Annotated in this window: 7 protein-coding genes; all 7 read left to right on the top strand. The window is 66.1% G+C overall.

Annotation, left to right across the window (positions count from 1 at the left end):
• Positions 1–2: 2 nt before the first annotated feature.
• The 7 genes from Q5696_RS17040 (at position 3) to Q5696_RS17010 (ending at position 12312) form a co-directional block, all read left to right on the top strand.
• The gene (locus tag Q5696_RS17040) at positions 3–1256 is read left to right on the top strand and encodes an MCE family protein (RefSeq protein ID WP_305092449.1); all 1254 of its coding nucleotides are present in this window, start codon (positions 3–5) and stop codon (positions 1254–1256) included.
• A complete protein-coding gene (locus tag Q5696_RS17035; protein WP_305092447.1) occupies positions 1256–2506 on the top strand; it encodes an MCE family protein in 1251 nt (416 codons plus the stop codon). The genes Q5696_RS17040 and Q5696_RS17035 overlap by 1 nt, the downstream gene beginning before the upstream one ends.
• A gap of 41 nt (positions 2507–2547) precedes the next feature.
• Positions 2548–3192 (top strand): mammalian cell entry protein, encoded by a 645-nt coding sequence (locus Q5696_RS17030; RefSeq protein ID WP_305092446.1) that lies wholly within the window; start codon positions 2548–2550, stop codon positions 3190–3192.
• A gap of 29 nt (positions 3193–3221) precedes the next feature.
• Positions 3222–4001 (top strand): mammalian cell entry protein, encoded by a 780-nt coding sequence (locus Q5696_RS17025; RefSeq protein WP_305092445.1) that lies wholly within the window; start codon positions 3222–3224, stop codon positions 3999–4001.
• A 384-nt stretch (positions 4002–4385) separates the two neighbouring features.
• A complete protein-coding gene (gene rpoB, locus Q5696_RS17020) occupies positions 4386–7892 on the top strand; it encodes a DNA-directed RNA polymerase subunit beta (protein ID WP_305092444.1) in 3507 nt (1168 codons plus the stop codon).
• A 131-nt stretch (positions 7893–8023) separates the two neighbouring features.
• Positions 8024–11983, top strand: a complete 3960-nt coding sequence (locus Q5696_RS17015) for a DNA-directed RNA polymerase subunit beta' (RefSeq protein WP_305092443.1) — start codon at positions 8024–8026, stop codon at positions 11981–11983.
• 128 nt (positions 11984–12111) lie between these two features.
• Positions 12112–12312 carry a hypothetical protein gene (locus Q5696_RS17010; RefSeq protein ID WP_305092442.1) on the top strand — a complete coding sequence of 67 codons (201 nt, stop codon included), beginning with the start codon at positions 12112–12114 and terminating at the stop codon, positions 12310–12312.
• Positions 12313–12315: the final 3 nt, after the last annotated feature.

The following is a 12315-nucleotide window of genomic DNA, read 5'->3' as shown; positions in this document are numbered from 1 at the left end:
CTGTGGGAACGAGGTCGGCGGCGGTGGCCGCCGGCGTGTGCGCGGTAGCGGTGACGGTGAGCGCGTGCGGGTCGGGCGGCATCTATTCGATCCCGTTGCCGGGCGGCGCCGACATCGGCGGCGATCCGATGCACGTGTCGATCCAGTTCGACGACGTCCTCGACCTGGTGCCGCAGTCGACCGTCAAGGTCGACGGCGTGCCGGTCGGCCGGGTCGAGAAGATCGAGGTGGGCCCGGACGGATGGACCGCGCAGGTGGACACGCTGGTGAACAGTTCGGTGGATCTGCCGGCGAACGCGACGGCGGAGGTACAGCAGTCGAATCTGTTGGGTGAGAAGTTCATCGCGATCTCGGCGCCCGAACAGAATCCGTCGTCGGAGCGGCTGACGAGCGGGACGACCATTCCGGTGGAACGCACCCGGCACGCCACCGACATCGAGCAGGTGCTCGGTGCGATGTCGTTGCTGCTCAACGGCGGCGGTGTCGCGCAGTTGCAGCCGATCGTCTCGGAACTCGAGAAGGCGCTCGACGGCCGCGAGACGAAGGTGCGGAGCCTCCTCGAACAGGCGAACACGCTCATCGCCGGTCTCGAGGAGCAGCGGAATTCGATCACGCGGGCACTCGACGGCCTCGACACGCTCAGCAGCCGCGTGGCGGATCAGACGGGCAAGCTCGAGAAGATCCTCGACGAGCTGCCGCAGGGCGTGCAGATCCTGTCCGAGCAGCGGCCGCAGCTGGTCGAGATGCTCGCCCAGGTGGATCGTCTGGGCCAGGTCGGATCCGATGTGATCAATCGTTCGAAGGACGATCTGATCGCGGATCTGCGGGCACTGCGACCCACGCTGCAGCAGTTGGGTGAGGCGACACCGGACATCATCACGTCGCTGCCGATCGTGCCGACGTTCCCGTTCCCGGACTCGATCATCCCGTCGATCCACGGCGGCCAGGCCAACGTGTTCCTGTCGATCGACCTGCAGATCGGTGACACCCTGTCGAACCTGGGTGTGGGCGAGCCGGATCCGGTGTACCTGCCGCCGAAGTACGGTCCACCGGTTCCGGTGAACCCGAGCAACCCGTACTACAACGGCAACGGTCCGCGGCCGGGCTGGCCGACGGTGTCGCTGCTGCCGTTGCCGCCGATCGTGCCGAATCCGGTGCCCGAGCCGGGGACGGCCGCGGCCGCGGCCGCGAAACCGGGGAACGCGCCGCGTAATCCGTTCGACGCGTTCCTGAACCAGCTGGGGGTGGGTGAGTAGTGGTCTCGCGGCTGGCCAGATGGCAGTTGGTGGCGTTCATCGTCGTGGCGGTGCTGGGTATCGGCTACGTCGGCGCCAAGTATGTGCGACTCGATTCGTTGCTGGGGTTCGGGGAGTACCGGGTGGATGTGCAGCTCGCGCATTCCGGCGGCATCTTCACCAATGCCGAGGTGACGTATCGGGGAGTCCCGGTCGGCCGGGTCGGGGATCTGGCGCTCACCGCGGACGGGGTGTCGGTGGCGTTGATGATCGACAACGGTGCCCCACAGATTCCGGCGTCCGCGCGGGCTGTCGTGGCGAACCGGTCGGCGATCGGTGAACAGTACGTCGATCTGCAGCCCGACACCGACGAGGGCCCGTTCCTGCACGACGGTTCGGTGATCACGGAACCGAACACGGCGACGCCGATCCCGGTCGAGGACCTGATCGGCAGTATCGACAAGCTGTCCCGGTCGGTTCCGGTGGATGCCCTGCACACGACGGTCGTGGAACTGGGCAAGGCGTTCAGCGGCAAGGGCGAGGATCTGCAGATCCTGGTGGATTCGCTCGGCCGGTTCACCGAGACGGCGACGGAGGCGCTGCCGCAGACGCTGACGCTGATTTCCGACGGTCGCACCGCGCTCGACACGCAGGCCGAGCAGTCGGGTGCGATCCGGGAGTTCAGCGACGGGCTGCTGCAGGTGGCCGCGCAGTTGAAGTCGAGTGATCCGGACGTGCGCCGGCTGATCGGCACCGGTAAGGACGCGACCGACACGGTCGGCCGACTCGTCGCCGACAGCGGTGCGGCGCTCACCACGGATCTGACGAATCTGGCGACGACGCTGAAGACGATCGGCCCGCGGGCCATCGCGTTGCAGCCGTTCCTGCAGTTCCTGCCGGCTCTGTCGGCCGGTGCGTCGGCGGTGGCGCCGGGGGACGGCACGATCCACTTCGGGCTGGTACTCGAGACGAACAATCCGCCGCCGTGCACGAAGGGTTACGAGGGCACGTACGAGATCCTCGAACAGATGAAGGCGCAGAACCCGAACTTCGACGACACGGTCGACAGCTTCCCGTTCAACACGAACGTGCGATGCGCGGTCGAGCAGGGCAATCCGACGGGTGTGCGCAGCGCCGAGCGGATCGTCTACGCCGATCCGGAGGTGCCGCAGCCGTGGGACAGCACACCGAAGGTCGATCCGGACAAACTGAACCTGAATCCGATCGCGACCCAGCTCGCGACCCTCATGGGTGTCACGCCGGTCCGGTAGCGTTTCGGTATCCCCTCGTTACCTGAGAGTAAGGTTGCCGTGTGACGGACACCACGACGAAGAACGATGCGGCCGAGAACAACAAGGTTCTCGTCGCGACAACCGCCGTGACGGCCGTGCTGCTCCTCGCCGCGTTGGTGGCGGCGGTGGTGTTCGGTGTCGGCTGGGGGCGTGCCGCGATCGTGGAGAAACCCCGCGCGGACGCCCGGGAGTCGGCACTGTCGGATGCCCGGCAGGCGGCGGTCAACCTGAACTCGTTCGATGCCGAAAATCTGGACGAGTCGTTCGCGAACATCGAGTCGTCGATCACCGGTGACCTGACCGAGGATCTGTCGTCGACGCGGGACCAGCTCACCCAGCAGACCCGGCAGACCGGGGCCCGCAGCACCGCGGAGGTGATCGGGGCGACGCTGACGTCGCTCGACACCGACGACGGCACCGCCGACGCGCTCGTCGTTCTCGCGACGACCACCACGTGGCCGGACGAGTCGTCGCGCAAGGTGCGGGTGACGATGCGGCTGACGATGGTCGAGGGCGACGACGGCGTCTGGCGGGCGTCGCAGTCGGTGAACCTGGGCAACGCGTCGGTGCTCGACGAGACCCCGGCGCCCGCGCCCGCACCGGAGTCGAACACCGACGCCGACGCCGCGACCGATGCTCCGGCGCCCGATGCCGGCGGCCGGTAGCGGCGACAGTTTTCGAAGGAGTATGTGCAGTGCCCCCGATTCGTCGTACCACCAGGCCGGGCGCGTCGCCGCGGCGTCCGAAGATCGCCGGTTCCGCGGCCCGTCCGGTGGCGGAGACCGTGTCCGCGGCAGCGGGGGAGACGGTGGCGGCGCCGACCGCGGCCGAGGTCCGGCCCCCCACAGAGACGTCGGTTCCTGCCGAGACACCGGTCCCCGCGGAGACGCCGTCCCTCGTGAAGGAGGCGGCCGCCGTGGCGTCGCCGGCCCCGACCGGTGAACAGGCCGCGCTCGGGTCGGTGGATTCGCCGCCGGCCCGGTTCCGGTCGAGCTGGAAGCTGGTCGCGGTGACGGGGGCGGCGGCGGTGGTGCTGGCCGGGTTCGCGGGGGTGGCGGCGTTGCGTCCGGGTGCGCAGGTGAGTAACACCGCCTACGTGGACGTGGCGGGAACGTCGCAGGTCACCGAGGCGGTCCGGGGTGCGTTGGAGACGCTGTACGCGTATGCACCGGATTCGATCGACCAGTACCCGGATCGGGCGCGGGCGGTGCTGACGGAGTCGATGCGGACGGAGTTCGACAAGACCGTCGATCCGACGGTGTCGGCGGTGAAGCAGATGGGGACGAGCACGACGGTCCAGTTGAGCGACATCGGAGTGAAGGTGCTCGACGGGGACCGTGCCGAGTTGATCGTGAACATGACGGTGAGTGCGGAGTCGAACGGTGCCGCACAGGACAGTGCGTCGGGGCCGTTGATCGTCCAGATGGAAAAAGTGGACGGTGTGTGGCTATTGTCTGATATCGCGGATCAGTAGCCGGGTGTGTGACAGGTCGGTCAGCGCCTCCTGTCGCCCGGTGTGCGGATCGCTCCGGATCGGGTTCGATGCCGAATCTCGGGATCCTGGCTTGACGGAGCGATGATCACGCGTCACTCTATCCGTGAACATTCGCGCGGAACTCCGCGCGCAGCACCCGTTGGGGGTGTCTTTTCCGTGACCCGACTCGACATCTCTCGAGATTGGGTGTAATTTTGGACGTTGCGCTGGCTGCCTCCTGTCCACCTCTCGACCTCACTGCGGTGAAGTGATTCGCTTCCTGCTCCTGTGGCGAGGATTCGTTCGGGTTGTAACCAGCGAATTCGCCCCACATGAAGAAGCAGATACAGCGGCGGTCGCACCTGCAAGAGCGGCCCGCGTGAGGTGCTGGAAGGACGCATCTTGGCAGTCTCTAGCCAGACCAAGGCAGTTGCCGGAATCCCCGGAGCCCCCCGAAGGGTGTCGTTCGCGAAGATTCGCGAACCCCTCGAGGTCCCAGGGCTCCTCGATCTACAGACCGATTCGTTCGAATGGTTGGTCGGTTCACAGGCCTGGCGCGAGCGCGTGGCCGCACGCGGTGACGGCGCGGTCATGGGTGGTCTCGACGAGGTCCTGGCCGAGCTCTCTCCCATCGAGGATTTCTCGGGCTCGATGTCCCTGTCTTTCTCCGATCCTCGCTTCGACGAGGTCAAGGCCTCGGTCGACGAGTGCAAAGACAAGGACATGACGTACGCGGCGCCGCTGTTCGTCACCGCGGAGTTCATCAACAACAACACCGGTGAGATCAAGAGCCAGACGGTCTTCATGGGTGACTTCCCGATGATGACCGACAAGGGCACCTTCATCATCAACGGCACCGAGCGTGTCGTGGTGTCGCAGCTGGTCCGTTCGCCGGGTGTCTACTTCGACGACACGATCGACAAGAGCACCGAGAAGACGCTGCACAGCGTCAAGGTGATCCCGGGCCGCGGTGCGTGGCTCGAGTTCGACGTCGACAAGCGGGACACCGTCGGTGTGCGTATCGACCGCAAGCGTCGTCAGCCGGTCACCGTGCTGCTCAAGGCGCTGGGCTGGACCACCGAGCAGATCACCGAGCGTTTCGGATTCTCCGAGATCATGATGTCGACGTTGGAGAAGGATCCGACGGCCGGCACCGACGAGGCGCTGCTCGACATCTACCGCAAGCTGCGTCCGGGCGAGCCGCCGACCAAGGAGAGCGCGCAGACCCTCCTGGAGAACCTGTTCTTCAAGGACAAGCGCTACGACCTCGCTCGCGTGGGCCGCTACAAGATCAACAAGAAGCTGGGCCTGAACTCCGGCCTGCCGATCGAGGCGTCCACCCTCACCGAGGACGACATCGTCACGACGATCGAGTACCTGGTTCGCCTGCACGCGGGTGACACCGTGATGACCGCTCCGGGCGGCGTCGAGGTTCCGGTCGAGGTCGACGACATCGACCACTTCGGCAACCGTCGTCTGCGCACCGTGGGCGAGCTCATCCAGAACCAGATCCGTGTGGGCCTGTCCCGCATGGAGCGCGTCGTTCGTGAGCGTATGACGACTCAGGACGTCGAGGCGATCACGCCGCAGACCCTGATCAACATCCGCCCGGTCGTCGCCGCGATCAAGGAGTTCTTCGGAACCTCCCAGCTGTCGCAGTTCATGGACCAGAACAACCCGCTGTCGGGTCTGACGCACAAGCGTCGTCTCTCGGCGCTGGGCCCGGGTGGTCTGTCGCGTGAGCGTGCCGGCCTCGAGGTGCGCGACGTGCACCCGTCGCACTACGGCCGCATGTGCCCGATCGAGACTCCGGAAGGCCCGAACATCGGCCTGATCGGTTCGCTGTCGGTGTACGCCCGCGTGAACCCCTTCGGTTTCATCGAGACCCCGTACCGCAAGGTCGAGGCCGGCACCCTCACCGATCAGGTCGACTACCTGACCGCCGACGAGGAGGACCGGTACGTCGTCGCGCAGGCCAACTCGGCTGTCGACGTCAACGGTCACTTCGTCGAGGACCGGGTGCTGGTCCGCCGTAAGGGCGGTGACGCCGAGCTCGTGTCGGCTTCCGAGGTCGACTACATCGACGTCTCGCCGCGCCAGATGGTCTCCGTCGCCACCGCGATGATTCCGTTCCTCGAGCACGACGATGCCAACCGTGCCCTCATGGGCGCGAACATGCAGCGTCAGGCGGTGCCGCTGGTCCGCAGCGAGGCTCCGCTGGTCGGTACCGGTATGGAGCTGCGTGCCGCGGTCGACGCCGGCGACGTCATCGTCACCGAGAAGAGCGGTGTCGTCGAGGAGGTCTCCTCCGACTACGTCACCGTCATGGCCGACGACGCGAGCCGCAAGACGTACCGTCTGCGCAAGTTCGCCCGCTCGAACCAGGGCACGTGCGCCAACCAGCGTCCGATCGTGGACGAGGGTCAGCGGGTCGAGGCCGGTCAGGTCCTCGCCGACGGTCCCTGCACCGAGAACGGTGAGATGGCGCTCGGCAAGAACCTGCTCGTGGCGATCATGCCGTGGGAGGGCCACAACTACGAGGACGCGATCATCCTGTCGCAGCGCCTCGTGGAGGAGGACGTGCTCACCTCGATCCACATCGAGGAGCACGAGATCGACGCCCGCGACACCAAGCTCGGTGCCGAGGAGATCACCCGGGACATCCCGAACGTCTCCGACGAGGTCCTCGCCGACCTCGACGAGCGTGGCATCATCCGGATCGGTGCCGAGGTCCGCGACGGCGACATCCTGGTCGGCAAGGTCACCCCGAAGGGCGAGACGGAGCTGACCCCGGAGGAGCGGCTGCTGCGCGCGATCTTCGGTGAGAAGGCCCGCGAGGTTCGCGACACCTCCCTGAAGGTGCCGCACGGTGAGTCCGGCAAGGTCATCGGTATCCGCGTGTTCTCGCGCGAGGACGACGACGATCTGCCTCCGGGCGTCAACGAGCTGGTCCGCGTCTACGTTGCCCAGAAGCGCAAGATCCAGGACGGCGACAAGCTCGCCGGCCGCCACGGCAACAAGGGCGTCATCGGCAAGATCCTCCCGCAGGAGGACATGCCGTTCCTGCCCGACGGCACCCCGGTCGACATCATCCTGAACACGCACGGTGTTCCGCGTCGTATGAACATCGGTCAGGTCCTCGAGACGCATCTCGGCTGGATCGGCAAGGCCGGTTGGAACGTGCAGATCGCGGCCGACGGCACCCGACCGGACTGGGCGGCGACGCTGCCCGAGGAGATGCTGTCCGCTCCGGTGAACTCGAACATTGCGACGCCGGTGTTCGACGGTGCCAAGGAGGACGAGCTCACGGGTCTGCTCGGTTCGACGCTGCCGAACCGTGACGGTGAGCGGATGGTCGGGTCGGACGGTAAGGCGACGTTGTTCGACGGTCGCTCCGGTGAGCCGTTCCCGTACCCGGTGTCGGTCGGCTACATGTACATCATCAAGCTGCACCACTTGGTCGACGACAAGATCCACGCGCGTTCGACCGGCCCGTACTCGATGATCACCCAGCAGCCGCTCGGCGGTAAGGCCCAGTTCGGTGGCCAGCGCTTCGGTGAGATGGAGTGCTGGGCGATGCAGGCGTACGGCGCTGCCTACACGCTGCAGGAGCTGCTCACCATCAAGTCGGACGACGTGGTCGGCCGCGTGAAGGTGTACGAGGCGATCGTCAAGGGCGAGAACATCCCCGAGCCGGGCATTCCGGAGTCCTTCAAGGTGCTCCTCAAGGAGCTCCAGTCGCTGTGCCTGAACGTGGAGGTGCTGTCGTCGGACGGTGCCGCCATCGCGATGGCCGACGGCGACGACGAGGACCTCGAGCGTGCCGCCGCGAACCTGGGCATCAACCTGTCCCGGAACGAGGCCGCGACCGTGGACGATCTCGCGAACTAGGTTTCCGGTCCCCGGGCCGTGGGACGCTACGGCACCCACGGCCCGGGGGCGCTAGAGCACATATGAATTGGCAGTCAGGAATGGCGGACCTCCACCGCTGATCCACAATCCCTCTGGGGAAAGGAAGTTACGTGCTCGACGTCAACTTCTTCGATGAACTCCGCATCGGTCTGGCGACCGCGGAGGACATCCGCAACTGGTCCTACGGCGAGGTCAAGAAGCCGGAGACCATCAACTACCGCACGCTCAAGCCCGAGAAGGACGGCCTCTTCTGCGAGAAGATCTTCGGCCCCACCCGGGACTGGGAGTGCTACTGCGGCAAGTACAAGCGCGTCCGCTTCAAGGGCATCATCTGTGAGCGCTGTGGCGTCGAGGTGACGCGTGCGAAGGTTCGCCGTGAGCGCATGGGCCACATCGAGCTCGCAGCTCCGGTCACGCACATCTGGTACTTCAAGGGTGTGCCGAGCCGGCTCGGCTACCTGCTGGATCTGGCGCCGAAGGATCTCGAGAAGATCATCTACTTCGCCGCCTACGTCATCGTCGGTGTCGACGAGGAGCTGCGCCACAACGAGCTCTCGACTCTCGAAGCCGAGATGGAGGTCGAGAAGAAGACCGTCGCCGATCAGCGCGACACCGATCTCGAGGCGCGGGCCCAGAAGCTCGAAGCCGACATCGCCGAGCTCGAGGCCGAAGGGGCCAAGTCGGACGTCCGCCGCAAGGTCAAGGACGGCGGCGAGCGCGAGATGCGTCAGATCCGCGACCGGGCGCAGCGTGAGCTGGACCGGCTCGACGAGATCTGGACCACTTTCACGAAGCTGGCGGTCAAGCAGCTGATCGTCGACGAGTCGCTGTACCGCGAGCTGGTCGACCGCTACGGCGAGTACTTCACCGGTGCGATGGGCGCGGAGTCCCTCCAGAAGCTGATGGAGAACTTCGACATCGAGGCCGAGGCGGAGTCGCTGCGCGAGATCATCCGGTCCGGCAAGGGCCAGAAGAAGCTGCGTGCGCTCAAGCGTCTCAAGGTCGTCGCTGCGTTCCAGCAGTCGGGCAACTCGCCGATGGGCATGGTTCTCGACGCTGTTCCGGTGATCCCGCCGGAGCTGCGCCCGATGGTGCAGCTCGACGGTGGCCGGTTCGCCACGTCGGACCTCAACGACCTGTACCGCCGCGTCATCAACCGCAACAACCGCCTCAAGCGTCTGATCGATCTCGGTGCCCCCGAGATCATCGTGAACAACGAGAAGCGGATGCTGCAGGAGTCGGTGGACGCCCTGTTCGACAACGGTCGTCGTGGCCGTCCCGTCACGGGTCCGGGCAACCGTCCGCTCAAGTCGCTGTCCGATCTGCTCAAGGGCAAGCAGGGTCGTTTCCGTCAGAACCTGCTCGGTAAGCGTGTCGACTACTCGGGTCGTTCCGTCATCGTCGTCGGCCCGCAGCTCAAGCTGCACCAGTGTGGTCTGCCGAAGCTGATGGCGCTCGAGCTGTTCAAGCCGTTCGTGATGAAGCGTCTGGTCGATCTGAACCACGCGCAGAACATCAAGTCGGCGAAGCGCATGGTCGAGCGTCAGCGCCCGCAGGTGTGGGACGTCCTCGAAGAGGTCATCGCCGAGCATCCGGTGCTGCTGAACCGTGCACCTACGCTGCACCGTCTCGGTATCCAGGCGTTCGAGCCGCAGCTCGTCGAGGGCAAGGCCATCCAGCTGCACCCGCTGGTGTGTGAGGCCTTCAACGCCGACTTCGACGGTGACCAGATGGCCGTGCACCTGCCGCTGTCCGCGGAGGCGCAGGCCGAGGCCCGCATCCTGATGCTGTCGTCGAACAACATCCTGTCGCCGGCGTCGGGTCGTCCGCTCGCCATGCCGCGTCTGGACATGGTGACGGGTCTGTTCCACCTGACCCGCCTGGTGGAGGACGGTCTGGGCGAGTACCGGCCGGCTGCCACCGATCAGGCCGAGCAGGGCGTGTACTCGTCGCCGGCCGAGGCACAGATGGCTGTCGATCGTGGCGTGCTGTCGGTGCAGTCGAAGATCAAGATCCGTCTGACGCATCAGCGTCCGTCGGCCGAGGTCGAGGCGGAGCTGTTCCCCGAGGGCTGGGGTTACGGTGACGCGTGGATCGCGGAGACGACGCTGGGCCGGATCATGTTCAACGATCTGCTGCCGGCGGACTACCCGTTCGTCAACGAGCAGATGCCGAAGAAGCGCCAGGCGACGATCATCAACGATCTCGCCGAGCGCTACCCGATGATCGTGGTCGCGCAGACCGTCGACAAGCTCAAGGACACCGGCTTCTACTGGGCCACCCGTTCGGGCGTGACGGTCTCGATCTCCGACGTGCTCGTGCCGCCGGAGAAGGCCCAGATCATGGAGTCCTTCGAGGCGCAGGCCGATCAGATCGAGAAGAAGTACCAGCGCGGTGCTCTCAACCACACCGAGCGCAACAGCGCCCTGGTGAAGATCTGGTCCGAGGCCACCGACGAGGTCGGTAAGGCCATGGAGGCCCACTTCCCCGACGACAACCCGATCCCGATGATCGTGAAGTCCGGCGCGGCCGGCAACATGACGCAGGTTCGGTCGCTCGCCGGCATGAAGGGTCTGGTGACGAACCCGAAGGGTGAGTTCATCCCGCGTCCGATCAAGTCCTCCTTCAAGGAGGGCCTGACGGTCCTCGAGTACTTCATCAACACGCACGGTGCTCGTAAGGGTCTGGCCGATACCGCTCTGCGTACCGCCGACTCGGGTTACCTGACCCGTCGTCTGGTGGACGTGTCGCAGGACGTCATCGTCCGCGAGGTCGACTGTGGCACCGAGCGCGGCATCGTCACGCACATCGCGGAGAAGCAGCCCGACGGCACGATCATCCGCGACGCGCACGTCGAGACCTCGACGTACGCCCGCACGCTGGCGTCGGATGCGGTCGACGAGAACGGCAACGTGATCGTCGAGCGCGGCCACGATCTCGGTGACCCCGCGATCGACGCGCTGCTCGCGGCCGGTATCACGCAGGTCAAGGTCCGTTCGGTGCTCACCTGCACCACCGCGACCGGTGTGTGTGCCACCTGCTACGGCCGTTCGATGGCGACCGGCAAGCTCGTCGACATCGGTGAGGCCGTCGGTATCGTCGCCGCCCAGTCGATCGGTGAGCCCGGTACCCAGCTGACGATGCGTACCTTCCACCAGGGTGGTGCGGCCGGTGCGGCCGATATCACCGGTGGTCTGCCGCGTGTCCAGGAGCTGTTCGAGGCACGTATCCCGAAGGGCAAGGCGCCGATCGCGGACGTCTCCGGCCGGGTGCAGCTCGAGGACGGCGAGCGCTTCTACAAGATCACCATCGTCCCGGACGACGGTGGCGAAGAGGTCGTGTACGACAAGCTGTCGAAGCGTCAGCGTCTGCGTGTGTTCAAGCACGACGACGGTTCCGAGCGCCTGCTGGCGGACGGTGACCACGTCGATGTCGGCCAGCAGCTCATGGAGGGTGCTGCCGATCCGCACGAGGTGCTGCGTGTCATGGGCCCCCGTCAGGTGCAGATCCACCTCGTCAACGAGGTCCAGGAGGTGTACCGGAGCCAGGGTGTGTCGATCCACGACAAGCACATCGAGGTCATCGTGCGCCAGATGCTGCGGCGCGTCACGATCATCGATTCGGGTGCGACGGAGTTCCTGCCCGGTTCGCTGGTCGAGCGTGCCGAGTTCGAGGCCGCGAACCGTCGGGTCGTCTCCGAGGGCGGCGAGCCGGCCTCGGGCCGCCCGGTGCTGATGGGTATCACGAAGGCGTCGCTGGCGACGGATTCGTGGCTGTCGGCGGCGTCGTTCCAGGAGACCACTCGCGTGCTGACCGATGCGGCGATCAACTGCCGCTCGGACAAGCTGATCGGTCTCAAGGAGAACGTGATCATCGGCAAGCTGATCCCGGCCGGCACCGGCATCAACCGGTACCGGAACATCCAGGTGCAGCCGACCGAGGAGGCGCGTGCGGCCGCGTACGCGGTCCCGTCGTACGACGACCAGTACTACAGCCCGGAGGGCTTCGGCACCGGTACCGGTGCTGCGGTTCCGCTGGACGACTACGGGTTCGGTAGCGACTACCGCTAGCCACCAACGGCGTGTGGCCCCACATCCTTCGGGATGTGGGGCCACAGTCGTATGTCCCCCTGTTCGGGGGTGGAACCTTCGGGCATGCTGGAAGCATCACTGTCGGAGCCGATCCTGTGGAGGACGTCATGGCCGGTAAGAACATCGATCGGGTGAAGGCGGAGTCGGCGCTCGAGGTGGTGCGGGAGAGTCCGGCGATCGTTGCGATCGTGGCCGCTCCGGCTGTCGTCGTGTTCGGTGTGCTGTGGTGGGCGACCGGTTTCGGCACGGCCCTGCTGATCACTCTCGTTCTCGCCGGTCTGGCGGTGCTCGTCAAGAAGTTGCGGTAATCG

It is taken from the genome of Prescottella sp. R16, from assembly GCF_030656875.1.
Taxonomy (GTDB): domain Bacteria; phylum Actinomycetota; class Actinomycetes; order Mycobacteriales; family Mycobacteriaceae; genus Prescottella.
Note: the sequence above shows the minus strand (reverse complement) of the source record. Positions and strands in the feature narration are given on the sequence as shown.